The organism is Sinorhizobium glycinis, assembly GCF_001651865.1.
In the GTDB taxonomy this organism is placed as follows: Bacteria; Pseudomonadota; Alphaproteobacteria; order Rhizobiales; family Rhizobiaceae; genus Sinorhizobium; species Sinorhizobium glycinis.
The window spans coordinates 340998-366171 of record NZ_LPUX01000062.1 but is presented as its reverse complement, the minus strand read 5'-3'; the positions used below and the strand labels follow the sequence as shown (position 1 = coordinate 366171).

Genomic DNA, 25174 nt, shown 5'->3' with positions numbered 1-25174 from the left:
ATGCACATCGGGAACAGAGGCTGGTGCCCTATGCCCAGCTGTCCACGCAACCGGGGCGTCGCGAAGCTCGGAAACATATTGGTAGCGGAGGAGGGATTCGAACCCCCGACACAAGGATTATGATTCCTCTGCTCTAACCTACTGAGCTACTCCGCCGCCGGTGCCGTGGCAGCTTCTTGGCGAAGCCCGTCTCGGCTGGACGGGCGGCTTATAAGGCGCTGTTCCGGCTAGTGTCAAGCAATGTCTTCGGCAAATCGCGAACTTTTCCCGGCGCGCCGGATCGAGCCCGCTCAGGCGGCCGCGGGCTCCCGCAGGAGCGCTTGAAGAGCCGCTTCCGCCGCCGGCTCGCGTTCCGATTTTCGGATGAATCCGCCGCCATAGACGCGGGCGTCCTCGCCGGTGCCGGAATAGAGGGCGCAGGCCTGGCCGGGAGCCACTCCCGCCTCACCGTCGACAAGCTCGACATAGATGCCGTCGCCATCGCGCTTCAGCATCGCCGGTGCCGGCTGGCGGGTGGAGCGGACCTTGGCGAAGCATTCGAAGCCGCGCGCCGCTGCCTCGTCCATCTCCTCGTCGCCGAGCCAGTTGACGTCCCGCAGATAGACGCGGCGCGTCTCGAGTGCCTCCTTCGGGCCGACGATGACGCGGCGCGAGCGGGCGTCGAGATAGACCACGTAGAGCGGTTCTCCGGTCGCCACCCCAATGCCGCGCCGCTGGCCGATCGTGTAGTGCAGGATGCCCTCGTGGGTGCCGAGCACGCGCCCGTCGAGATGGACGAGCTCGCCGGCAAGCGCCGCATTCGGCTTCAGCTTCGAGACGATGTCGCTATACTTGCCCTGCGGCACGAAACAGATGTCCTGGCTGTCGGCCTTCTTGGCAACGACGAGGCCCATCTCTTCGGCAAGAGCGCGCGTCTCGGGCTTTGAGAGGCTGCCGAGCGGAAAGCGCAGATAGTCGATCTGCTCCTGCGTGGTCGCGAAGAGAAAGTAGCTCTGGTCACGCTCCGCGTCGGTCGGCCGGTAGAGGGCGCGCTGGCCCTGGTAGCGCGGCTTCGGGCTCGGCCGGGAACGGATGTAGTGGCCGGTCGCAAGCGCGTCGGCGCCGAGCTCCTTGGCGGTCGCCAGCAGGTCGGCGAACTTGACGGTCTGGTTGCAGGCAACACAGGGGATCGGCGTTTCGCCGGCAATATAGCTTTCGGCGAAGGGATTGATCACCGTCTCGCGGAAGCGTGCCTCGTAATCGAGCACGTAATGCGGAATGCCGAGCGTTTCGCAGACGCGCCGCGCATCGTCGATATCCTGGCCGGCGCAGCAGGAGCCGGCCCGGTGCACCGCCGCGCCATGGTCGTAGAGTTGCAGCGTGATGCCGAGAACGTCGTAGCCCTCGCGTTTGAGCAGCCCGGCGACGACGGAGGAATCGACGCCGCCGGACATGGCGACGACGACACGCGTATCTTCGGGCTTGCGGTCAAAATCGAGACTGTTCACGGGATCCAATCCGGCATCCGGGCCCGGCCTGTCGCTGCCGGCGTCCTGTTTTACCTACTGCATGTTTCCGTAAATCCTACGCGATCTTGGGAAAACATGCAGAAATTCAAAGTGCTACAGCGACCTTTGTGCGCCTGATGAGACGCACGGCGCTGTAGAAGCCGCGGGCTGATCATGCTGCACTGGCGGTCTTCCTTCGGCTTTCTGTGCCGCGACATATAGAAACTTGTGCTCCGCGGGGCAAGAGTGCAGGCGTACCGGCCGCGCAGCCGCCGATCAATGTAGACTGCTGTCGTGTACAGTGGAACACGATTGAATGCGACGCGCTTTAGGGCGGCTCGATTTATGAGCAAATTGTTACCGGCGGCTTAGGCAAATGTTAAATGTGGCAAGCTAAGGTCGCCTCCATATGGTCTTGAGTTTGTGTAGAGAGTCCCATGACCGAGATGATGCGTCCACGCGTAAAATATGTCATCGGCCCCGATGGCAGTCCTCTGACGATTGCGGATCTGCCGCCGGCCAACACCCGGCGCTGGGTGATCCGCCGGAAGGCCGAGGTCGTCGCTGCCGTGCGTGGCGGCCTCTTGAGCCTCGAGGAGGCCTGCGAACGTTACACCCTCACCGTCGAGGAATTCCTCTCTTGGCAGTCCTCCATCAACGACCACGGTCTCGCCGGCCTGCGGACCACCCGCATTCAGCAATACCGCCACTGATCCATCCGCGACAGGGTTATGCATCGAACCGGCGGCTCGGGACCCTCCCGCAGCCGCCGGTGCCGTTTCAGAGATGCGCTCCAGTCGAAATCTCCCGTGCTTCACGGATTATCGCCCACAGCGCCGCGCGTCTTTTCAGACGTAGAAAGGCGCCCAGAGGTGATCCCTCATCCGGGGTGGCAGGACGTAATCCAGGCGTAGTCTGCAGGATCCTGCGAAACGCGGCGACCCGCTCTCCGAAAGGAAAGCGGGTCGTCCGTAACTCCTGTGGGGGGGGAAGGACCCTCGCCGCAGTTGCGGTCGAGGCTCCGTCAAAACACAGCGGCAGGTGTCTTCTCAGGCGCGAAGCCGGGCGGACGAATCCCGCTCTTCCAGGGCCGCGGCCTTCGCATACTCGGCCTGAACCTCGGCAAGCGCCAGCTCGGCCGCATCCTGTTGCACCTTCAGCTCGCGGATCGACACCTGGAGGTTATCGGCGCGCTGCCGCGCCGCCTTGGCAAAGGTCGGATAGGCAAAATGCGAGGGATCGGAAATCCCCGACTTCTTTTCCTCGAAGACGATTTGACTTTCGAGTTCCTTGGTCATCCGCTCGAACTCGGACATCATCATCTGAAGCTGGGTCAATTGACGCTGCTTCTCCCGCACCTGAAACTCCTTCAGGCGGGTAAGGCTCTCACGTGCTTTCATACGCAATACTCCGTGGATAGCGAGACCCCGGTTACCGATTCCGCCCGACTGCCGGCCCAATGCTGCATGTTTCCCTAAATCGGAGCGATTTAGCGAAATGCAGCAATTCAAAGTGCTACCGCGACCTATGCGTCGACAGACGCACGGCGTTGTAGGGGCCGGAAACAAAAAACGACTGCGGTCTTAACAAATACCTACCGCTGGTAACCTTTCGTTTACGGGCATCATTAATCATAGGTGCGATGATTTAAGGCTCCGTAAATGCTGAGGCACGAAGTATGGCGTCTTCAGCATTTGCGAGTCGAAAGAGTCAGATAGCGGCGTTTCCTCATCTTTTGGATGAAAACTGCCATTTCGGATTCACTTTTGGAATCAGGAGACTGCTAAAAATATTTAACATTTCGATACACCTTGCCAGAGTGAATCAGAATTTGTTAACCATTTGATGGCAGCCTCCAAATCAGGCAACGACTGGATCCGTATCGCGTAAGGGGGCCACGACGACCTTGGGCGGCGGAAAAGGGGAAGACTATGCGGGTTCTACTGATCGAAGACGACAGCGCGACGGCGCAAAGCATTGAGCTCATGCTCAAGTCCGAAAGTTTCAACGTCTACACCACCGATCTCGGGGAAGAAGGCGTCGATCTCGGCAAGCTTTACGACTATGACATCATTCTCCTCGACCTGAACCTGCCGGATATGTCGGGCTACGAGGTGCTGAGAACGTTGCGCCTGTCGAAGGTCAAGACCCCGATCCTTATCCTTTCCGGCATGGCCGGCATCGAGGACAAGGTTCGCGGCCTGGGCTTCGGCGCCGACGATTACATGACCAAGCCTTTCCACAAGGACGAACTGGTGGCTCGCATCCATGCGATCGTGCGCCGCTCCAAGGGCCACGCCCAGTCGATCATCGCGACCGGCGAGCTGATCGTCAATCTCGACGCCAAGACGGTGGAAGTCGGCGGCCAGCGCGTGCATCTGACCGGCAAGGAATACCAGATGCTTGAGCTCCTGTCGCTGCGCAAGGGCACGACGCTCACCAAGGAAATGTTCCTGAACCATCTCTATGGCGGCATGGACGAGCCGGAACTGAAGATCATCGACGTCTTCATCTGCAAGCTGCGCAAGAAACTCGCCAACGCCGCCGGCGGCGCCAACTATATCGAGACGGTCTGGGGCCGCGGCTATGTGCTGCGCGAGCCCGACGGCAACGATTACCTGGAGACCGCCTGAATTTGGATGGCGGGGCCGCCGCCACTCTACCGCGAGATTACCCGCAAACCCGCCTCGCCGGCGGGTTTTTGCTTTTGCGGCAGGATCTTGACCTGTTCGAGAGTGCCCTCGCCTGTTCGATTTCCGCAAACGCAAAAGCCGCGGCAAGTGCCGCGGCTGCGATACTGAGCTATGCGCTATGCCAATGCGTCAGGCGGCCATGGATTGACTGGCGAAGACGCTCGTCAGGATCTTGCGGTCGAAGGGCTTCAGCAGGAAATCGTCCGCCCCCGCCCGCTTGCCGGCCATCATCTTCCTGAGATCCGCCTCGACGACACAATAATAGATGCGCACCGACGCGCCTTCGGGCAGCCGGCGAATGTTGGCGATGAGGTCGAGCGCGCCGTCGAGCCCGGAGTCGACGATCAGGATGTTCGGCAGCTCGGCTTCGCAGCGGACAAGCGCCTCGAGGCTGCTCGGCGCTTCCAACACCAGGAAACCCATGCCCGACAGAATGCGCTTCCCGACCTTCCTCACAACATCCGAGCCATCGGCAATCATCAAGCGCCGCATGTCCAACTCCTTCAGGCCTCATCGGACGCGAAAACACGTCCATGAAACAAGGCTAGAGAAATTTGGCAAAGAAACCGTTACCGGCAGGGTCGAAGGCTGGTTTTCATTTCGCCCAGGCGATATTTCCGATTTGCGTGGGCAAAAACGAAAGGTCTCCACCGTATCGACGATGGAGACCCCTTTTATGCCAGGCGGTGAACGGCAGCGCCTGGATCAGGCTTCGGTTCGTGCGGTGAAGACGATCGCCTCGCCGGTCGAGGCGACGTCGATCGCCATGCCGGCCTCTTCGGCAAGCAGGACCGTGTAGTAGGGCTGGATGGAGTGGGCGTCCACCGCTTCCTCGGGGGTGCCGGATAGGAGTTCGGTCAGCTTCGGCGGGACGCGCATCATCCGCCCCTTGGCGACAAGGGTGAATAGCGCGTCGAACTCCGGGTTCTCCAGGGTGATGTCGATCGAGCCGCCGCGCGGGATCGCACCATAGGCGATCAGGAAGAGGTTCAGGAGCAGCTTGACCCGGTTCTTGGCGATGATCGCCCGAGGGCCGTTCCAGCTGACCTCTGTTTTCTTTTCCGCCGCGGCGAAGTCCTTGGCCGCCTTCTCCGCCTCGCCAGTGTCGATCGACGCGCCGACCGAGCCGGAGGCGCCGAAGGCGAGCCGGGCGAATTTCAGCCGCACCGAGGCATTGAGCGCGCTGGTGCGGATCAGGTCCATCGCATCGGCGTCGGCGCCGCCTTCGTCCAGGAGTTCGAGGCCGTTGTTGATGGCGCCGACCGGCGAAATGATGTCGTGACACACCCGGCTGCACAGCAGCGCCGCCAGATCGGGTCCCGTCAACGTCAGGTTCGGATTCTTTGCCATCATTCTTCCCGTTCGGTTCTATCCGGATATCGGCACCCTGGGCGCTCCCTGCCCTGTCGGGAAGGCCTTGCCCGAGCCCGGCATAACCATGCAGCCCGCGCCGATCAATAGGCCATAATGACATCACATTTGGTAAACCGATTGTTAAGAGGATCGGTTCAAATTGTCAGGGCACCCCCGGATTTCGAGTGGAACCACGGAAAGCCGATCAGGTGCACTCGTTCGAGACCCGCGCTGGCCCGCGCCAACCGATGCATGAGCTGGTCATGACGGCCGGCCCGCGAGCCGCATTCGCGCCTGACGGAGGAAACGATGCAGCCGATCATGAAGGCAACCGCAATGGCTGTTCGCGCCATACTGACCACGATGCTGCTGATAGGCAGCGCCCTGATGTCCGCCGCGCATGCCCAATCTCCGAATGGCAGTCAGTACACGATGCAGGAGATCGTCGACGCAGGCCACGGCTTCTTCGGCGAGACTTCGGGCGGGCTTGCGAAAGTCGTGGAGCGCGCCTTCGAGCGCTACGGCCTGCCGAACGGCTATATCCTCGGCCAGGAAGGTTCCGGTGCCTTCATTGCCGGCCTGACCTATGGCGAGGGCGAGCTCCACACCAAGAATGTGGGTCAGCACAGTGTCTTCTGGCAGGGCCCGTCGCTCGGGCTCGACTGGGGCGGCCAAGGCAGCCGGGCGATGATGCTCGTCTATAACCTGCCGAGCGTCCCGGCCCTTTACAAGCGCTTCGGCGGCGTATCCGGCTCCGCCTATGTGGTCGCCGGCGTCGGCATGACGGTGCTGACGGATGAGCACGTCGTCGTCGTGCCGATCCGCACCGGCATCGGCGCGAGGCTTGGCGTCAATGTCGGCTATCTGAAGCTGACGCAACAGCCGACCTGGAACCCGTTCTGACACCGAAAGGCCGCATACAAGCGTCTGGAGCCAGCGAAGGGCATGCAATCCTGCAGTAATTGTTGCAGCTTTCGAGCCGTCGTGCTTACTGCGGGAGAAGGAAACAACCGCCCAACCGCATGGATGCATCGGATCCGGTCCAGATTGAAACGGCCAGCACGTGATTGAATATGCGCTCCTCTTTGCCCTGGGTTTCCTGACCGCGGCGATCATCGGCCTGCTGGTCGCGCCGGCCATTCAACGGCGCATCGTCCGCTTTGCCGAGGATCGTTTGAAAGCGACGATGCCGCTGAGCCCCCAGGAGGTTCGCGCCCAAAGGGACGCCGCGCGGGCCACCTATGCCGCCGAGAACGCCAAGATGGCGCAGACGCTCCGTCGCGAACGCGACAAGGGCGTTGCAATGATGCTGGAGAATGAAAAGGCGCTCAGCGAGGCCCGACGGTTGGCTGGCGAAAACGCCGATCTCCACGCGCAGCTTGCCGAGATGAACGTCGAGGCAGCCGACATGCGATCGACCGTCCGCCAGCTCGAGCTGCGGATCGCCGACATGAGGGCGTCATACGACAATCAGCAGCGTGACAGCGGCGCCAAGAACGAGGCGATCCGCACCTTGAACAAGCAGATCGACGAGCAGGCGGCCGAGCTCGACAACCTCCGCATCGACCTTGCGGCGCGGGAAACGCAGATCGAACATTTGAAGAGCCGGGCCGCAGGGCTGCGCGACGAGCGCGAGGCCCTGCGCGCCGATCTCAAGACCGAAAACGCCCGGGCTCGTGAAATGGAGTTGCGGCTGGGCCGAGAAGAGAACCGCATACGGCAGCTCGAAACCAAGCTTGCTCGCGAAACGGCCGCCAACGTCGACCGCGAAACTGCGCTTGAGCGGCGCGCGGAAGAGATCGAGCGGCTGAAAACCCGGGTGAAGGCTGCAAACCAGGAAATTCGCGAAGCGACGAAAGCGCTTCGTTTGGCCGGCACCAAGCCGCCGAGGCGAGCAGAACAGCACAAAATCGCGGGAATGGTTGGTGCCGACGGCGGAGCGCATGGAGCGCCGATTGGCCCCGACCCGACCAGCCTTTCGGATGATTTGCGCAACCGCGCGACGGCACTCTCGGAACGTCTCGTGAATTCGAGATCCGCCGCCCATGACGAGGCGTTGCGCGGGGAGGTCGCGCAGATCGCTGCCGGCATGGTGGCGCTCACCGCGGTGCGGGAAGGCTCGTCCTCGCCGATCCACGGGCTTCTCGCCCGCGAGGAGACTGCGATGCCAGGAGCCCGCAAGAGCCTGGCCCGAAGAGCCAAGGACATGCTGCCGCCTGAATGATGGCGCGAGCGGCATTCTGCTGGAATTTGTCAGCCGCCTCTGACTGAGTGAACGAGCCCCTCATCCGGCCTGCTGGCCACCTTCTCCCCGCACGCGGGGCGAAGGGGACTCGCGGCAACGCTTCGCCAAACCCCTCCTATCGGCGAGGAACCGTTGCGGGCGGCAAGTCCCTTCTCCCCGCCCGCGGGGAGAAGGTGCCGGCAGGCGGATGAGGGGCCGAGTACCCCCGTCAGATGCGACCGTTGGCGCTGGCGACCTGATGCAGCGCGATGCCCGCCGCCATTGCCACATTCAGGCTGTCGAGACCCGGGCGCTGGCGGATTCGCGCGGTGCGGACCGCAGAAAGGATCGCCTGCGGCAGCCCCTCGCCTTCCGTCCCGACCAGCAATGCCGTGCGCGGCGCCGGCGGAATTTCGGTGACGTCGACTTCGCCGCGCGGCGAAAGTCCCCATATCGCAAAGCCCGCGGTCAGAAGCCGGTCGATCAGTTCGGCAGCCGTGCCCTCACGCGAGAAAGGCAGTGTCAGCGCCGATCCGACGGAGACCCGGATCGACTTGCGATACATCGGATCGCAGCTCGATTCGTCCATCAGCACCGCGTCGACGCCGAAGGCGGCTGCATTGCGAAAGAGCGAGCCCATATTGTCGTGGTTCGATATGCCACAGGCGGCGAGCACCAGGCTCGAGGCAGGAACGGCGGCGATCAGGGCATCCCGGCCGGGCATCGCATCGGATCGCCCGAGCGCCAGGACGCCGCGATGCATGTTGAAGCCGGCGATCGCGTCGAAGACCGGGGCGTCGGCCACGAAGACCGGCACATCGGCGGGGAACTGCGCGAGTAGCTCCGCGAGACCGGCGACGCGGTTTTCGAGCAGCAGGATCGCCTCGGCGGTAATGCCGCGCCCGGAGCGATGCGCGGCCGCCAGCATGCGCAGGACGACCGTTCCTTCAGCGATGAAGCGGCCCTGCCGGCCGGTGAGATCCCGCTCCTTGATCGACACGAAGGCGGCGATGCGCGGGTCCGCCGGGTCCTCGATACGGATCGGAGGCGGGACCGCGGCCATCGCGTCACTTGGTCCTGACCGTGACGTCCGCGACGACGCGCCCTGCCCTGGTGTCGAAGACGATCGCCCGTGGTTCAGCGCCCGGCAGGCTGCCATAGAACAGAAGTTGCGAACCGGAGAGCGCCACATCGGTCACGGAAAAGCCGGCAGGCAGGGCCGCAATCGCCGTGAGCGGTGCATCGCCCGGCACGCTGACTGCCGTCGGCGTCTCCATCGCCGCGCCGTCGCTCCGCGTCAGCTTGTAGACAATCGTCCCGAGGACGGCCATAAGCATGATCAGCATCACGCCGGCCGAAACGAGCTGCAGGCGCACCATCTTGCGGCGGACTTTCTCCATCGCCGGGTCAAGCGGCTTGTCTTCCTGTTCGTCGGGCTCGATCGCGGTCATGGCTGGCTTTCTGTCGGAATTGAAACGGAATGAACGATCCCTTTAAACAAGCGACCGGCAATAGGAAAGTCCTGAGAGCCGACGAGAATGCCGCCGGGCGGCTGGATGCCTTTCTGACGGAGGCGCTTTCGGGCGAATTTTCGCGCAATCGAATCAAGGCGCTGATCGAGCTAGGCGCCGTTTCGATCAACGGCACGGCGGTCCTCGAACCCAAACGGAAGGTTCACCCGGGCGACAGCTTCGAGATCGCACTGCCCGCCCCCGAGGATCCCGAACCCAAGGGCGAGGACATCCCGCTCGACGTTCTTTACGAGGACGATGATCTGATCGTGCTGGTGAAACCGGCCGGTCTCGTCGTCCATCCGGGGGCCGGCAACTGGACGGGGACGCTCGTCAACGCCCTCATCCACCATTGCGGCGACAGCCTTTCCGGCATCGGCGGCGTCAGGCGGCCCGGGATCGTCCATCGGCTGGACAAGGAGACGAGCGGCGTCATGGTCGCCGCGAAGAACGATACTGCGCATCGGCATCTCTCCGACCAATTTGCCGATCACGGCCGCACCGGGCCTTTGGAGCGCGCCTATCAGGCTGTCGTCTGGGGGCGCCCCAGGCAGCTGAAGGGCACGATCAATGCGGCGCTCGGCCGGGCCGGCGATCGGACGAAACGAGCCGTCAAGCGCGAGGAAAGCGATGACGCGCGCGAGGCGATCACTCATTACGAAGTGATCGAGCGCTATCACGAGAAGCCGGACGGCACGTGTCTCGCTTCAACCGTCGAATGCCACCTGGAGACAGGCCGGACTCACCAGATCCGCGTCCACATGGCCCATATCGGCCATCCGCTGATCGGCGATCCCGATTACGGCGCTGCCTTCCGGACCAAGGCGAACCTGCTGCCGGAAGCCGCCAAGGGCGTGGTCAATCGTTTCTCCCGGCAGGCTCTGCACGCCTTCATGCTGCGGTTCCAGCATCCTTCCAGCGGCGACACGATGCATTTCGAAGCACCGATGCCGGCGGACATGGAGGAACTGATCGCCGCGCTTCGCGCTGGAACGTGACAGGCTCTTGAAATCGCTGCGAAGAATTCCGATTTTAGGGGCGCTTCAATTCGAAACCTTCCTCCCCCCGGTCTCACGATAGCGTGAAACCGGAGTGCTTGAATCATGCTTTCGCCGTACTTATCTTCTAGCCTCGTGGGGTCTGGACGAAGACCCACGCCCGGCCTGCCGTCCCGGAGGCCGGAGATGCACAAAGGGGGTGCTTCATGGCCCGCAGCACGTTGCCGACCATTGCCGCTGGAGAGGGCGGCCTCAACCGTTACCTCGACGAAATCCGAAAATTTCCCATGCTCGAGCCGCAGGAAGAGTACATGCTCGCCAAGCGGTATCAGGAGCATGACGACCGTAGCGCCGCCCACAAGCTGGTGACGAGCCATCTGCGCCTCGTCGCCAAGATCGCAATGGGTTACCGCGGCTACGGCCTGCCGATCGGCGAAGTCATCTCGGAAGGTAATGTCGGCCTTATGCAGGCAGTCAAGAAATTCGAGCCCGATCGTGGCTTCCGCCTGGCGACATACGCCATGTGGTGGATCAAGGCAGCCATTCAGGAATATATCCTGCGTTCATGGTCGCTGGTGAAGATGGGCACCACCGCCAACCAGAAGCGCCTGTTCTTCAATCTCCGACGGCTGAAGGGCCGCATTCAGGCACTCGACGAAGGCGACTTGAAGCCGGAGCAGGTGAAGGAAATTGCGACGACCCTGAAGGTCAGCGAGGACGAAGTCGTTTCCATGAACCGCCGCCTGTCAGGCGACGCGTCGCTCAACGCGCCGATCAAGGCCAGCGAAGGCGATTCCGGACAGTGGCAGGATTGGCTGGTCGACGAACACGACAACCAGGAGGAAATCCTGATCGAGCAGGATGAGCTCGACAGCCGCCGTGCCCTGCTCGCCAGCGCCATGAAGGTCTTGAACGATCGCGAACGCCGCATCTTCGAGGCGCGCCGGCTGACCGAAGAGCCGGTCACGCTGGAAGACCTTTCGACGGAGTTCGACATCAGCCGCGAGCGCGTTCGCCAGATCGAGGTACGCGCCTTCGAGAAGGTGCAGGAAGCGGTCCGCAAGGCGGCTCTCGAGCGCGCCAACGCGCTGCGGGTCGTCGAGGGCGCCTGACCCGATTCGCCTATCCCTTCAGAGCGAACAAAGCCCCGGCTGGATAAGGTCCAGCCGGGGCTTTTGCGTTGCGTTACTCGATCTTCCTACTGGCCGCTCGCCGCCGCAGCGCTGCCGAGTGAACTCCAGGCCTGCATGGCCTTGCTGAAGGCCTCCGTGCCGCTCGCTCCCTTCTCGAGGGTGAGCAGGGCGCGGCGCCCATTGCGATAGGTGATCGGGATGTCGATCCAGCTGCGGCTGCGCAAGAGTTCGGTGTTGCTGCCGACCGCTTCCGCGAAGTCGTTGAGCGCGATCATGTGAAAGTCGTCGGTGATCTTCGCCGGTACGGCAATGAGCGGGTCGCCGCGATCCTGCTCGGTGCGCTTCATCGAAACGCGCTGGACGCCCTCGATGCTGCCGCCCTCGAAATTCTCTGGCAGCGAGAATACGAATTCGATCACGTGGCTTGCCGGCAGTGACGGATCGGCATTGCGCTTGATCGTCATCAGCGCCGTGAGGCCGCGGTCGGGCACGGTGATCTGAGCCTGGATCGCCGGCTCGGGCTTGGCGTCGCCGCCTGGCGATTCCTCCTTGACGGACCAGGCGACGGCACCCGGGACGGCCGTGGGCGAGGACTGGCCAAGCCGCTCCTCGTAGAGGAACATCTTCTCGCCGTCGGCGATCGAGACCTCGGTTTGGGGCGCTCCGCCGTCCCGGTTGGCTGCGGGCTCGGGGGTCTGGGCAGCGGCCTGCTGGTTTCCCGCCGAGGCGCTCTGCGGTTGGCCGGCCTCGGTCTGAGGCGCGACGGACTTGCCCTCTTGCGATACTTCGGTGCCGTTCGCGCCCGCAGCCCCTTCGTCGCGCTCCGATCCATCGGCAAGCAAACGCTGCGTAAACTTTGTCGATGCGTCCTGCGGAAGCGCCGTACCGCCCTGCGTGCCGGACTGTTCGCCCGGCTGGCCGGCAGGCTCGCCCTCGCCAGCTGGTGGCGTTTGAGTCTCGGGCTCGGCAGGCATGATCTTCGCGAGCATGGCCGAAAGCCAGGCATTGCCCGCTTCCCTGTTTACCCAATAGGCATAGCCGCCACCGCCAAGGAGAAGCAGGATCACCGCACCGATTGCCAGGGTCTTCACACTGAACCGGGCCGGTTTGGGGGAAACGCGGTAGGAGGCAGGCCGCGGGGACAGCGCCGCTGCCGCCACACCGCTGCCGTTGTCATCCTCCTTGGCGACCGCGGCCGAGCCGTTCGTCGCCCGGCCGGCTTCATCGAAGCCGAGCAGATCATCGATATGCTCCCAGGCCGTGCCGGCCCGTTCCTCCTCGTTCGAGGCGGCGGCCGCCTTCTCCACCGGCCAGGCCCATTCGGAGACATCCGGTTCGGCTGGCTTGTCCTTCCTGAACTCGGCTGGCGCAGCAAAGGGATCGCTGTCGTCGAAGGACCAAGCCTGCGCCGTCTCCGCCTCCCCCGCCCGATGGGCGGTCTGGCTTGGCCCGGGCTCGACCGGGTGCATCCCCAGCCGCTCCGGCGCGGCCGACTCCTCGCGTGGCGCCTCGGGCGCCGGCGGCTCTTCGCCGGGCCTTGCGACGGGCGGAGCATCCTCCCACTCCGGCAGCGCCCATTCGGAGGTATCCTCTTTCGCCGGTGCTGCCTCGACCGGCGGAGCTTCTTCGCCCACCGGCTCTTCCGGAGCCGCTCGCTCTTCCGCGCTTACCGCTTCCACGGCCTCAGTCTCAACCGCGGGTTCACCGCGTTCGAATTCCCCCGGCTGCGGCTCGGGGGCGCTTGCCTCTTCGGCGGGCGCTTGCTGCCAGCTCTCGACTTCCTCCGTAGCCGGCTGCTCCTCTGCCGGTGCGTCCCACTGCGGCTCGGTCGGGGCAGCTTCGGGCACTTCAGCTACTGCGGACGGCTCCTGATATGGCTCGGCCGAGGAGGTCTCGGCGGTAGGCTCGGCTTCCCGGTGATCCAGTACCTCATGCTCGGCGGCCGGAGCGACTTCGTCGGCCGGAGCCGGTCCTTCGAAGGCTTCCTGAGCTTCCGGCGCTGCTTCCTCGATGTGTTCCTCGGCTGCGGTCTGCTCGTCTGCAGCTTGTACCTGAACAGGCTCCGGCGCCGGTGAACCCGGAGCGGCAGGCTCCTGCTCGGCGGGCGCTTCGGCTGAGCCAGGCTCGAACGCTTCGGTCTCTTCGGCTGCCGGCAAGGCCTCGGCGTGTTCGCTTTCGACCTCGGCAATCGCCAGTTCCAGCTTGTTCAGCTGCCGGTTGATCATGTCGTCCGATGGCCGCGGCGTCATGTTCTCGAGTTGGCGGCGCACCGCACTGCGTGCCTTCTCGTAGACTCTGCCCCGCATTTCGGGTGTGTTTTCCGACAGGCCGTCAACGGTCCTGCGAATAACTGCAACAAAATCCGCCATCAGATGCTTTCTCAAATCCTAGTCATGCAGCCGCAATGCGGCGCCGCTTCCTTGCGCCGACACTAGTCCTCAAACGGGTCGGTCACAAGTATTGTGTCGTCGCGCTCCGGGCTCGTCGAAAGAAGCGCGACCGGCGCGCCGATCAGTTCCTCGACCTGGCGAACGTATTTGATCGCCTGTGCCGGAAGATCGGCCCAGCTGCGGGCGCCGACCGTCGATTCCTTCCAGCCTTCGAGCGTAATATAGACTGGCTTTACCGAAGCTTGCTGCGCCTGACTTGCGGGAAGATGATCGATCTCTTGTCCGTCCAGAGTATAGCCGACGCAGATCTTCAGCTCGTCCAAGCCATCGAGCACGTCGAGCTTGGTGAGCGCAATGCCGGTGATGCCGTTGGCGGCGACCGACTGGCGCACGAGTGCCGCGTCGAACCAGCCGCAACGCCGCTTGCGGCCGGTGACCGTTCCGAACTCGTGACCGCGCTCGCCGAGGAACTGGCCGACCTCGTCGTGGAGTTCCGTCGGAAACGGCCCCTCGCCGACGCGCGTCGTATAGGCCTTGGTGATGCCGAGAATATAGCCGAGCGCGCCCGGTCCCATGCCCGAACCGGCAGCCGCTTGCCCGGCAACCGTGTTCGACGAGGTGACGAAGGGATAGGTGCCGTGATCGATGTCGAGCAGTGTGCCCTGCGCACCCTCGAACAGGATGCGCGCGCCCTTGCGGCGCTCCTTGTCGAGGAGCAGCCAGACGGTGTCCATGAACGGCAGCACCCGCGCGGCGACGGAGGAGAGTTCGTCCATGATCGCCTGGTGGCTGATTTCCGCCTCGCCGAGGCCGCGGCGCAGCGCGTTGTGGTGCGTCAGCAGCCGATCGACCTTGGCCGGCAGCGTATCGAGGTCGGCCAGATCCATGACGCGAATGGCGCGGCGGCCGACCTTGTCCTCATAGGCCGGGCCGATGCCGCGGCGCGTCGTGCCGATCTTGGTGCCGCTGTTCGAGGCGGCGTCCTCGCGGAAACCGTCAAGTTCGCGATGCAGCGACAGGATAAGCGTGGCATTGTCGGCGATGCGCAGGTTGTCGGGCGTGATCTTGACGCCCTGATTGCCGAGCTTGTCGATTTCCGCAATCAGCGCGTGGGGATCGATGACCACGCCATTGCCGATGACGGCAAGCTTGCCGGGGCGGACGACGCCGGAGGGAAGCAGCGACAGCTTGTAGCTGACGCCGTCGATCACCAGGGTGTGGCCGGCATTGTGACCGCCCTGGAAGCGCACGACGATGTCGGCGCGCTCCGAGAGCCAATCCACGATCTTGCCTTTGCCTTCGTCACCCCATTGGGATCCGACCACCACGACGTTCGTCATAATTCTCTTCCTGTTCACGCGCACGCGAGGACGTTGCGCTGTTCTCAAACCCGCGCATCTATACTGTGTTGTCTTTCGGAAAGCGACCCCGTTATGGCTCGTGGTCGGCCCTTTTTGCATGACAAGCGATGGCCTTAGCGCCTATACCTGCAAACTCTCTCGCCGTCGGGGCACCTCCCATCCCACCTCCATACGGATCGCAGCGCCGTGAACTCCAGAGCCTATTTCTATCTCACCATCACCGCGCTTTTCTGGGGTGGCAATTCGGTTGCCGGGAAGATGGCCGTCGGGCATATCAGCCCGATGATGCTGACGACGCTGCGCTGGCTGGTCGCCGTCACCGTCATCCTTGCTTTGATGACCCCGCAAATCCGGCGCGACTGGGAAAAGATCCGTCGCCACTGGTTGCAGTTGCTGGCCTATGGCGCCGTCGGCTTCACGATGTTCAACGCCTTCCTTTATTCGGCGGTGAAGTATACGAGCGCTATCAATGCCGTGATCCTGCAGGCCGGCATTCCTATGCTGATCTTCATCTTCAACTTCGCCTGCTTCCGGACGAAAGCCTCGATCGCGCAGGTTGTCGGCTTCACCGTGACGCTGATCGGCGTGCTCACCACCGCCGCGCACGGCGACTTCACGAGCCTGATGCGACTGCAATTCAATTTCGGCGACGGGCTGATGATCCTCGCCTGCATCGTCTATGCGGTCTATACGGTCACGCTGCGCTGGAAACCGGCGATGCATTGGCAGAGCTTCATTGCCGCGCCGGCCTTCGGCGCGCTGCTCAGCTCCATTCCGCTGCTCGTGTGGGAAGCCCGGAGCGGCAATGCGATCATGCCGGACGCGACCGGCTGGGCCATCGTTCTCTACGCCGCGATCTTCCCGTCGCTGATGTCCCAGGTTCTCTATGTGCGCGGTGTCGAAATGATCGGCGCCAATCGCGCCGGCCTGTTCATCAATGCCATCCCGGTTTTCGGAACCTTGCTCTCCGTGCTGCTCGTCGGCGAGACCTTCCACGCATTCCATCTGGTGGCATTGCTTCTTGTCCTCGGCGGCATCGCGATCGCCGAGCACGGCCGTCCGAAATCACCGTAGTGACGCAAAAATGAGCGTATGCGGGAAGACCCCTCCCCACCCCCTCCGCACAAGGGGGAGGGGCTTACGATACCGCGTCCGCGCCTTTCCCCATCAACCGTTCCGAAGGCCCGGACGTTGGGAAATTGTAAGCGGGTGCAGCGGGCGCGAAGCCCCTCCCCCTTGTGGGGAGGGGTTGGGGAGGGGTGAGAGTTTTGGAATCGTCTGAAGAGCGAAGTGCCGCTCAATCGACGTTGAACACCAACGGCTTGGCTTGGCGGACCGCGGGGTTCGCACGCAACTTGTCGAGCACCCCTTCGGAAACTGGACCATCGACATAGAGCAGGGCGATCGCGTCGCCGCCCTGCTTCTCGCGGCCGAGCTGGAAGTTGGCGATGTTGACGTTGGCGTCGCCGAGCGTCGTGCCGATGAATCCGATCATGCCCGGAACGTCGGTGTTGGTGAGGTAGACCATGTGGTTACCCACATCCGCATCGAGGTTGATGCCCTTGATCTGGATGAAGCGCGGCTTGCCGTCGGAGAAGACCGTGCCGGCAACCGAGCGGGTCTGGTTCGCCGTCGTCACCGTCAGCTTGATGTAGCCGTCGAAGACGCCGGTCTTGTCGCGCTTGACCTCGGAAAGGATGATGCCCTTTTCCTTGATCATGATCGGTGCCGAGACCATGTTGACGTCGGCCACCTGCGGGCGGATCAGGCCGGCGAGCACGGCGCTCGTCAGCGCCTTTGTGTTCATCGCCGCGGTCGAGCCGTCATAGAGGATCTCGATCTCCTTGATGGCGCTTTCCGTCACCTGACCGACAAAGGCTCCGAGGACGTCCGCGAGCCGGATGAAGGGTTTAAGGATCGGCGCCTCCTCGGCGGTGATCGACGGCATGTTGATGGCGTTGCTGACTGCCCCTTTGACGAGATAATCCGCCATCTGCTCGGCAACCTGCAGCGCCACGTTCTCCTGCGCCTCGGTGGTCGAGGCGCCGAGATGCGGGGTGCAGACGACGTTCGGCAGGCCGAAGAGCGGGCTCTCGGTGGCCGGCTCAACCTCGAAGACGTCGAAACCGGCGCCGGCGACGTGGCCGGACTTCAGCGCATCGGCAAGCGCCTTCTCGTCGACGAGGCCGCCGCGGGCGCAGTTGATGATGCGCACGCCCGGCTTTGTCTTGGCAATCGCTTCGGCGCTCAGGACATTGCGCGTCTTGTCGGTCAGCGGCACGTGCAGGGTGATGAAGTCCGCCTGCGCCAGCAGCTCGTCCAGTTCGACCTTGACGACGCCCATTTCCTCCGCCCGCTCCTTCGACAGGAACGGATCATAGGCAAGCACGTGCATCTTGAGGCCGATCGCCCGGGCACAGACGATCGAGCCGATATTGCCGGCGCCGATGACGCCGAGCACCTTGCCGGTGATCTCGACCCCCATGAACTTCGACTTTTCCCACTTGCCCGCCTGGGTGGAATTGTCGGCGGCGGGAAGCTGGCGGGCGACCGCGAACATCAGCGCAATCGCGTGCTCGGCCGTGGTGATCGAGTTGCCGAACGGGGTGTTCATGACGATGATGCCGCGGCGCGAGGCGGCCGGAATGTCGACATTGTCGACGCCGATGCCGGCGCGGCCGACGACCTTGAGATTGGTCGCTTCGGCGATCAGCTTCTCCGTCACCTTGGTGGCCGAGCGGATGGCGAGACCATCGTAATTGCCGATGATCTCGGCAAGCTTCTCCTTGTCCTTGCCGAGCTTCGGCTGGAAATCCACTTCGACGCCGCGATCGCGGAAGATCTGGACGGCGGTTTCCGACAGTTCATCGGATACGAGAACGCGAGGTGCCATGTAGGCCTCCTTCAAAAATCTGGTCTGAACGGCAATTGGAGTGGCTTCGCCCTCAAGAAGAGCGAAGCAGTCGCATCGGTCAGGCGGCGGCCTGCGAAAGCGTCGCCTTCTGGGTTTCGAAGGCCCAGTTCAGCCACGGCATCAGCGCTTCCATGTCGGCTGTCTCGATCGTCGCGCCGGCCCAGATACGAAGGCCGGACGGGGCATCGCGATAGTGACCGATATCGAAGGCGGCGCCTTCCTTTTCGAGCAGGGCGACGACGCCCTTTGCAAACGCGGCCTGGCCGTCGGCATCGAGGGCCAACACGTCCTTGTCGATGATCTTCAGGCAGACCGAGGTGTTGGAGCGGGTCTCCGGCTCGACGGCCAGATTGGCGATCCAAGCATTTGCGTCGACGAACCGATGGATCGCGTCGGCGTTGGCGTCTGCCCGAGCGATCAGGCGGTTGAGACCGCCAACCGACTTCGCCCAAAGAAGCGCGTCGATATAGTCTTCGACGCAGAGCATAGACGGCGTGTTGATCGTCTCGCCGGAAAAGATGCCTTCGATCAGCTTGCCGCCGCTGGTGAGGCGGAAGATCTTCGGCAGCGGCCATGCGGGCGCGTAGGTCAGCAGCCGTTCGACTGCACGCGGCGAAAGAATGAGGACGCCGTGCGCTCCCTCGCCGCCTAGAACCTTCTGCCAGGAGAAGGTGACGACGTCGAGCTTGGCGAAGTCGAGTTCCTGGGCGAAGGCGGCCGAGGTCGCGTCGCAGATCGTCAGGCCCTTGCGGTCGGCCGGGATGAAATCGGCGTTCGGGACGCGCACGCCCGAGGTCGTGCCGTTCCAGGTGAAGACGACGTCACGGTCGAAGTCGACCTTGGAGAGATCCGGCAGTTGGCCATAGTCGGCTTCGAAGCGGCGGACATCGGCGAGCTTCAGCTGCTTGATCACGTCAGTCACCCAGCCGGCACCGAAACTTTCCCAGGCCAGCATGTCGACGCCACGCGCGCCAAGCAGCGACCACAGCGCCATCTCGACGGCGCCGGTGTCGGAAGCGGGCACGATGCCGATGCGGTAATCGGCCGGCACTTCGAGAATTTCGCGGGTAAGGTCGATGGCTTGCTTGAGCTTCGTCTTGCCGATCTTGGCGCGGTGCGAACGACCGAGCGGAGCATCGGAGAGAGCTTCGAGCGTCCAGCCGGGACGCTTGGCGCAAGGACCAGAAGAAAAATGGGTATTTGCCGGGCGCACGGCCGGCTTGGCAGGCTTCGTCATATGCTATCCTCTCAGATAGAAGCCCCTCGTTGGGGAGGGGTGTCCCGCCGTCGGAAATATTGTGGAGCGGAGAGGATGTCAAGCGACTTGCGTCGCCTTTGAAAAGATTTTTGGCGCTGCGAGAAAACTGTCGGCCCTGGAAGGCTTCTCACCACAGAGCGAAGCGGAAGCCCGCGCGGATTTCGTGGCGGGAGAGGCCATCGTCGTAGCCCTTGGCGCCGCTCGCACCGGCAAGGGCCTCGGCGCCGAAGCCGAACATGTCGCCGTCGGCGATGCGTGAATAGCGATAGCCGATATCGAACTTCAGCCGATCGGTGACATCGTAGGAGACACCCGCCATCACCGCATAGGTGAAACGCCAAGTGTCGCGGCCCTCATAGGAGTTCCCGCCCCCCGCCCCGGAACAGGCGCCGCCGCCCGCAATACAGGCCGAGGTTTCGCGGACAGTCTTCCAATCGATATGGGTGGCGCCGATGCCGGCGCCGACATAGGGCGTGAAACCGGCGAGCGTCGCCAGGTCGACATAGCCGTTCGCCATCAGCCCGAGAGCGGAAAAATTGGCCCTGTGCGAGAAGGCGCAGGACGTGCCTGCCCCCTCGCCGGCGCAAGGCGCCGCCGAAAGCGACGAGCCATCGAAGCGGCCCTCGAAATATTCCGCCGTCAGGTCGGCACGGAATACGTCTGTAAACTGAAACCCGAGGCCGATCGTCCCGGAGGCCCGCTTGTCGAAACGAGCGTTGTCGAACGGAACATTGCTGTAGCCGCCGGTGCCGCTGTCGAAGTTGCGATAGAAGGGATCGCCTTCGCCGGCCCAGCCTGCATAGCCGACGTCGCCGCGCAGATAAAAGCGACCGCCATCTTCCTTCTCGGTGGAGATCGTGATCTCCGGCGCGTCGAGCAGATCTTCGTCATTCGCCAAGGCGAAGCCGGGCAAGAACAGGCCAGCGCCGAGAACGATGCCGCAAATCCCGTTCCGCCAATTCATGTCGCATGCCCTCGCCAGTCGTCAACGCCACCCGAAAGGCCTCGCGGCGGTTCTCGTTAACTATTGGCAGGCACAAGTTAACCGGCGGTTAAGCATGTTTGTTAACCGATTGCATTCCGTGCACAAAACGAAAGGGCCGCGAATGCGGCCCTTTGAAGCGCGCTTCGTCGAACGCCAATCACTGCAGCGCGTAGCGCATGCCGAGCTTGAAATCGTGTGACGTGATGTCTTTGAAATGCATCGGAGCATTGACGGTAGCCCCGTCATAGGTGCGGATGTTGCCGGTCTTCGCGTCACCGAGGTCGACGTAGCTGTAGCCGAAATCGATCGCCAGGCGCTCGGTGGCCTGGTAGGCGACGCCGGCATGCAACGCCCAGGCAAAGTTCCAGGTCGGATCCTCGTCGGCATAGGCGACGCTCTGCGTCGGAACGTTGATGTCGCGGAAGCCCGAGATTGTGTTGCGCGATGCGCCGATGCCGGCTCCGACATAGGGTTTGACGCCGTACCAATCGCCGATATCGACATAGGCGTTGGCCATCAACAGCCACTCCGACTTGGCGCCGTCATAATCGTTGGTGCCATCAAACACGCCGTCACCGTCGCCGTCATAGCGGTCGAGGGCGGTGAAATCGGCCTTGCCGCGATATTCGACGATGCCGTCGAGACGCAGCCAGTCATTGAACTGGTAACCGATGCCGACGCCGGCCAGCGGCGCGCTGTCGAAGCCGCCATCATCCAGAAATTCATGAACCGCAACCACGTCGAACAGCTCATGGTCCAGGCTGCCGAGCCGCTGATTGCTCATGCCGAGGTGCCCGCGCAGATACAATCCACCTACGACGACAGGCGCCGGATCCACAGGATCTTCAACGTAAAGGTCGGCGGCCAACGCGGGCGTGCCGCCCAGCCATGCAGCCACAACCGCAATCAAGGACTTCCTCATGACATGCTCCGCGAATAGTCTTTCGGCGCCGGTAGTTCCACCGGACAGACCATGCAACCTCTGTTGCAACCAAAACTCGCACAGCTCGGTTAATATTGGATTAAGTATAGAAATTTACTTCGTTTATTAAGATTCTAGCGCGCCATAGACAAAAGGCCGGCAGTGATGCCGGCCCCCGAAATGCAATGTAGCTGTCCGAAGACTCTAGGCGGCGTTGCGCACGCTGCCTATCACGTTGACCAGTTCATCGACGATGCGCTCGACCTTGCTGCGGTCGTCGCCTTCCGCCATCACGCGGATCAGCGGCTCGGTGCCCGAGGGGCGGATCAACAGCCGGCCGCTCTTGGCGAGCTCCGCCTCGGCGTCGGCGATCGCCTGGCGCACCGCCTCGTGTTCCAGCGGTTTGCCCGCCGACACGCGCACATTCTTCAAGACCTGCGGCACTGGGTCGAAGCATCGGCAAACCTCGCTCACCGCCTTTCCCTGCCGTTTGACGACGGCGAGGATCTGCAGGGCTGCCACGAGGCCATCGCCCGTCGTGCCGAAATCGGAAAGCACGATATGGCCGGACTGCTCGCCACCGACATTCAGGCCATCCTGCCGCATCTGCTCGACCACATAGCGGTCCCCGACCTTTGTGCGGTGGAGCTTCAGCCGGCGCGCCTGCAGGTAGCGCTCGAGACCGAGGTTCGACATCACGGTGGCGGCAACACCGCCGCCCTTGAGCATGCCGTCGGCCGCCCAGCTGTCGGCGATCACCGCCATCAACTGGTCGCCATCGATCACCGTTCCTTTTTCGTCGACGATCAGCACCCGGTCGGCATCGCCGTCGAGCGCGATACCGATGTCCGCCCTCACCTCGTGAACCTTCTTCTGAAGGGCCTCCGGATGCGTCGATCCGCATTCGAGGTTGATGTTGACGCCGTTCGGCTCTGTGCCGATCGTCACCACTTCGGCGCCGAGTTCCCAGAGGGCCGATGGCGCGACCTTGTAGGCCGCACCGTTCGCGCAATCGATGGCGATCCTGAGGCCCTTCAGCGTGACGTCGCGCGGCAGCGTGCGCTTCGCCTGCTCGATATAGCGGTAGATGTCGCCGTCGACGCGCTTGGCGCGGCCGATGTCCTCCGGCTTGGCGAGTTGCCCGGACATGTCCTGGTCGATGAGTTCCTCGATCTTTTCCTCGATGTCGTCGGAGAGTTTGTAGCCGTCCGGCCCGAACAGCTTGATGCCGTTGTCGCGGAAAGGATTATGTGACGCGGAGATCATCACGCCGATGTCGGCCCGGAGCGACCGGGTCAGCATGGCGACGCCCGGTGTCGGGATCGGGCCGAGCAGGAAGACATCGAGACCGGCGGCCGTGAAGCCGGCTACCATGGCGTTTTCGAGCATGTAGCCCGAAAGGCGTGTGTCCTTGCCGATCACCACGCGATGCCGGTGTGCTCCGTTGCGGAAAATGGTTCCGACCGCAACGCCGACACGCATGGCGAGATCCGCGGTCATCGGGAATATATTGGATTGGCCTCGAATACCGTCGGTGCCAAAATACTTGCGCTTCATAAGAACTCCATCGTCCTGCTTTGGCAGGATTTGTCTTGCCGGCCGCGTCTGATTGCGTGTTCCACGACTGGTCTTCATGTCCCCGGACCTCGCCTACAGGCCTTGTCCAGCGCGGGGCTGGAACCCGGTCAAGCTTTCGCCGCTCGCTTCAATTATACTACGCCCCTTCCGGTGATACCGGTAAATGGGGCGGCTTTGCGCCATCCTTGGCACAAATGCACAACAAACAGCAGCAACACTATCATCAGAAATCATTACAGCGCGTTACCAAGCGCGCTGTGAATCGCGATGACCTCACGCAGCAAAAAACCGCCGCTCCTTTCGGAAGCGGCGGCCTTGATGTCATGGCCTGTTTGCCACCGGCTGCGGCTATTGTGGCTGCGGTTCGAAGCCGCCTTCGGGTTCCTCGCCCTTGTTGCCGACTTCCTTCTTCGTGCCGGCCGATGGAACGGCCGACCCGCGATGCGGCGGCGTGTCGTCGCCGAGGTCGCGTGCCGGCTTCTCGCCGCGGATCAGGGCCTTGATCTCGTCGCCGGTCAGCGTCTCGTATTCCAACAGCCCCTCGGCGAGCGCCACGAACTCGTGGTGCTTTTCCGTCAGGATGCTGCGCGCCGCTTCATAGGCGTCGTCGATCAGGCGGCGGATCTCGTTGTCGATCTTCTGCGCGGTCGCTTCAGAAACATTCTTCTGCTGCGCGACCGAATGACCAAGGAAGACTTCCTGCTGGTTCTCGCCATAGGCGACCTGGCCGAGCTGATCGGAGAAACCCCATTGCGTCACCATCGCCCGCGCAAGCTTCGTCGCCTGCTCGATGTCGGAAGATGCGCCCGAAGTGATGTTCTCCTTGCCGAAGGTCAGTTCCTCGGCGACGCGTCCGCCCATCATGATCGCAAGGCGCGAGATCATCCACTTGTAGCTCATCGAATACCGATCGCCTTCGGGAAGCTGCATCACCATGCCAAGCGCGCGACCACGGGGGATGATGGTCGCCTTGTGCAGAGGATCGGCCGAAGGAACATTGAGTGCCACGATCGCGTGACCGGCCTCGTGATAGGCGGTCAGCTTCTTCTCGGCTTCGGTCATGGCGGAGGAGCGACGCTCCGCACCCATCATGATCTTGTCCTTGGCGTCCTCGAACTCCTGCATCGTGACGAGGCGCTTGTTGCGGCGCGCCGCCATCAGCGCCGCCTCGTTGACGAGGTTCATCAGGTCGGCGCCGGAGAAACCGGGGGTGCCGCGCGCCAGAACCTTGAGGTCGACATTCGGTGCCAGCGGCACGTTGCGGACATGCACCTTGAGGATACGCTCGCGACCGTTGATGTCCGGGTTCGGCACGACCACCTGGCGGTCGAAGCGGCCCGGGCGCAGGAGCGCCGGATCAAGGACATCGGGGCGGTTCGTCGCAGCGATCAGGATAATGCCTTCATTCGCCTCGAAACCGTCCATCTCGACGAGCAATTGGTTCAGCGTCTGCTCGCGCTCGTCATTGCCGCCGCCCAGGCCGGCGCCGCGATGACGGCCGACTGCGTCGATTTCGTCGATGAAGATGATGCAGGGCGCATTCTTCTTCGCCTGCTCGAACATGTCGCGGACGCGCGAGGCACCGACACCGACGAACATTTCGACGAAGTCGGAACCGGAGATGGTGAAGAAGGGCACGTTCGCTTCACCGGCAACCGAGCGGGCGAGCAGCGTCTTGCCGGTTCCGGGCGGGCCCACAAGCAGAACGCCGCGCGGGATGCGGCCGCCGAGCCGCTGGAACTTCTGCGGATCCCGCAGGAACTCGACGATTTCCTCGAGGTCCTGCTTGGCCTCGTCGACACCGGCGACATCGTCAAAGGTCACACGGCCGTGCGCCTCGGTCAGAAGCTTGGCCTTGGACTTGCCGAAGCCCATCGCGCCGCGTGAGCCGCCCTGCATCTGGCGCATGAAGAACAGCCAGACGCCGAGGATCAGAAGCATCGGCAGCAGCGTGCCGATATAGCTCAGGAAGCCCGAAGACCCGTCGGTTTCCGGACGCACCGTCACCGTTACGTCCTTCGCCTCGAGCCGTTCGGTCAATGCCGTGTCGACGGCCGGAGCATAAGTCTGGAACGTCGCACCGCTTTCAACATAGGTGCCGATCACCTTGGAGCCGGTAATCACCACTTCCTTGACGCGGCTGGCATCCACGTCCTTCAGGAATTGCGAGAAGGGAATTTCACGCGAACCCGTCCTCTCCGTCGGCTGCTGGAACATGCTGAATAGCGCGATCAGGAGAAGCGCTATGATTGCCCAGAGGGCAAAATTTCGAAAATTAGGGTTCATCGAACTCCCCGGAACCTGTGACAGCCCGAGCTTTCGCCGGACTGCTGTATGCTCCTTAACATAGGGTTCCGGCAACGCCTT

General features: G+C 63.0%; 21 protein-coding genes and 1 tRNA gene. 7 read left to right on the top strand and 15 right to left on the bottom strand.

Annotated elements, in window-relative coordinates; genetic code table 11:
• Positions 1 to 79 precede the first annotated feature (79 nt).
• Both AU381_RS19780 and mnmA read right to left on the bottom strand, forming a co-directional pair.
• Positions 80 to 156: transfer RNA gene (locus AU381_RS19780), tRNA-Met, on the bottom strand.
• Between the two features lie 134 nt (positions 157 to 290).
• Entirely contained in the window at positions 291 to 1487 is a 1197-nt protein-coding gene (gene mnmA / locus AU381_RS19775) for a tRNA 2-thiouridine(34) synthase MnmA (RefSeq protein WP_064243476.1), read from the bottom strand.
• A gap of 437 nt (positions 1488 to 1924) precedes the next feature.
• Between mnmA and sciP the strand changes: the two genes are divergently transcribed.
• Entirely contained in the window at positions 1925 to 2200 is a 276-nt protein-coding gene (sciP, locus tag AU381_RS19770; protein WP_003527546.1) for a CtrA inhibitor SciP, read from the top strand.
• Positions 2201 to 2536: 336 nt separating this feature from the next.
• Here the strand turns inward: sciP and AU381_RS19765 are convergent, their stop codons facing one another.
• A complete protein-coding gene (locus tag AU381_RS19765; RefSeq protein ID WP_037419987.1) occupies positions 2537 to 2887 on the bottom strand; it encodes a hypothetical protein in 351 nt (116 codons plus the stop codon).
• 531 nt (positions 2888 to 3418) lie between these two features.
• On the opposite strand from AU381_RS19765, the gene ctrA reads away from it, so the two are divergent.
• Complete coding sequence (gene ctrA / locus AU381_RS19760) at positions 3419 to 4120, top strand: response regulator transcription factor CtrA (protein ID WP_012709262.1); 702 nt, start codon at positions 3419 to 3421, stop codon at positions 4118 to 4120.
• Between the two features lie 189 nt (positions 4121 to 4309).
• Here the strand turns inward: ctrA and AU381_RS19755 are convergent, their stop codons facing one another.
• Both AU381_RS19755 and chpT read right to left on the bottom strand, forming a co-directional pair.
• Positions 4310 to 4672 carry a response regulator gene (locus AU381_RS19755; RefSeq protein ID WP_064243424.1) on the bottom strand — a complete coding sequence of 121 codons (363 nt, stop codon included), beginning with the start codon at positions 4670 to 4672 and terminating at the stop codon, positions 4310 to 4312.
• Positions 4673 to 4885: 213 nt separating this feature from the next.
• Positions 4886 to 5530, bottom strand: coding sequence for a histidine phosphotransferase ChpT (chpT, locus tag AU381_RS19750; protein WP_064243423.1), 645 nt, complete (start codon positions 5528 to 5530; stop codon positions 4886 to 4888).
• A 312-nt stretch (positions 5531 to 5842) separates the two neighbouring features.
• Here chpT and AU381_RS19745 point away from each other — a divergent pair, with 312 nt between their 5' ends.
• A complete protein-coding gene (locus tag AU381_RS19745; protein WP_064243422.1) occupies positions 5843 to 6436 on the top strand; it encodes a DUF1134 domain-containing protein in 594 nt (197 codons plus the stop codon).
• A 160-nt stretch (positions 6437 to 6596) separates the two neighbouring features.
• The gene (locus AU381_RS19740) at positions 6597 to 7757 is read left to right on the top strand and encodes a coiled-coil domain-containing protein (RefSeq protein WP_064243421.1); all 1161 of its coding nucleotides are present in this window, start codon (positions 6597 to 6599) and stop codon (positions 7755 to 7757) included.
• Positions 7758 to 7986: 229 nt separating this feature from the next.
• On the opposite strand, the gene AU381_RS19735 is transcribed toward AU381_RS19740, so the two are convergent.
• Both AU381_RS19735 and AU381_RS19730 read right to left on the bottom strand, forming a co-directional pair.
• Entirely contained in the window at positions 7987 to 8820 is an 834-nt protein-coding gene (locus AU381_RS19735; protein WP_064243420.1) for a TrmH family RNA methyltransferase, read from the bottom strand.
• Positions 8821 to 8824: 4 nt separating this feature from the next.
• Complete coding sequence (locus AU381_RS19730) at positions 8825 to 9208, bottom strand: hypothetical protein (RefSeq protein ID WP_064243419.1); 384 nt, start codon at positions 9206 to 9208, stop codon at positions 8825 to 8827.
• Between the two features lie 29 nt (positions 9209 to 9237).
• On the opposite strand from AU381_RS19730, the gene AU381_RS19725 reads away from it, so the two are divergent.
• Positions 9238 to 10266, top strand: coding sequence for an RluA family pseudouridine synthase (locus AU381_RS19725; RefSeq protein WP_064243418.1), 1029 nt, complete (start codon positions 9238 to 9240; stop codon positions 10264 to 10266).
• 206 nt (positions 10267 to 10472) lie between these two features.
• On the top strand, positions 10473 to 11378 hold the full coding sequence (gene rpoH / locus AU381_RS19720) for an RNA polymerase sigma factor RpoH (RefSeq protein ID WP_064243417.1): 906 nt from the start codon (positions 10473 to 10475) through the stop codon (positions 11376 to 11378).
• Between the two features lie 86 nt (positions 11379 to 11464).
• Here rpoH and AU381_RS19715 read toward each other — a convergent pair whose 3' ends face one another.
• Complete coding sequence (locus tag AU381_RS19715; protein ID WP_064243416.1) at positions 11465 to 13768, bottom strand: hypothetical protein; 2304 nt, start codon at positions 13766 to 13768, stop codon at positions 11465 to 11467.
• A 62-nt stretch (positions 13769 to 13830) separates the two neighbouring features.
• Entirely contained in the window at positions 13831 to 15129 is a 1299-nt protein-coding gene (locus AU381_RS19710; RefSeq protein ID WP_064243415.1) for an adenylosuccinate synthase, read from the bottom strand.
• 207 nt (positions 15130 to 15336) lie between these two features.
• On the opposite strand from AU381_RS19710, the gene AU381_RS19705 reads away from it, so the two are divergent.
• Positions 15337 to 16224, top strand: a complete 888-nt coding sequence (locus AU381_RS19705) for a DMT family transporter (RefSeq protein WP_064243414.1) — start codon at positions 15337 to 15339, stop codon at positions 16222 to 16224.
• A 223-nt stretch (positions 16225 to 16447) separates the two neighbouring features.
• Here AU381_RS19705 and serA read toward each other — a convergent pair whose 3' ends face one another.
• From serA to ftsH, 6 genes are all read right to left on the bottom strand, one after another.
• On the bottom strand, positions 16448 to 18043 hold the full coding sequence (serA, locus tag AU381_RS19700; RefSeq protein WP_064243413.1) for a phosphoglycerate dehydrogenase: 1596 nt from the start codon (positions 18041 to 18043) through the stop codon (positions 16448 to 16450).
• Between the two features lie 79 nt (positions 18044 to 18122).
• Positions 18123 to 19301 (bottom strand): phosphoserine transaminase, encoded by a 1179-nt coding sequence (locus AU381_RS19695; protein ID WP_064243412.1) that lies wholly within the window; start codon positions 19299 to 19301, stop codon positions 18123 to 18125.
• A gap of 148 nt (positions 19302 to 19449) precedes the next feature.
• Positions 19450 to 20286, bottom strand: a complete 837-nt coding sequence (locus AU381_RS19690) for an outer membrane protein (protein WP_064243411.1) — start codon at positions 20284 to 20286, stop codon at positions 19450 to 19452.
• Between the two features lie 178 nt (positions 20287 to 20464).
• The gene (locus AU381_RS19685; protein WP_064243410.1) at positions 20465 to 21229 is read right to left on the bottom strand and encodes an outer membrane protein; all 765 of its coding nucleotides are present in this window, start codon (positions 21227 to 21229) and stop codon (positions 20465 to 20467) included.
• A gap of 204 nt (positions 21230 to 21433) precedes the next feature.
• Positions 21434 to 22786, bottom strand: a complete 1353-nt coding sequence (gene glmM / locus AU381_RS19680; protein ID WP_064243409.1) for a phosphoglucosamine mutase — start codon at positions 22784 to 22786, stop codon at positions 21434 to 21436.
• Between the two features lie 369 nt (positions 22787 to 23155).
• Positions 23156 to 25093, bottom strand: a complete 1938-nt coding sequence (ftsH, locus tag AU381_RS19675) for an ATP-dependent zinc metalloprotease FtsH (protein WP_064243408.1) — start codon at positions 25091 to 25093, stop codon at positions 23156 to 23158.
• Positions 25094 to 25174: the final 81 nt, after the last annotated feature.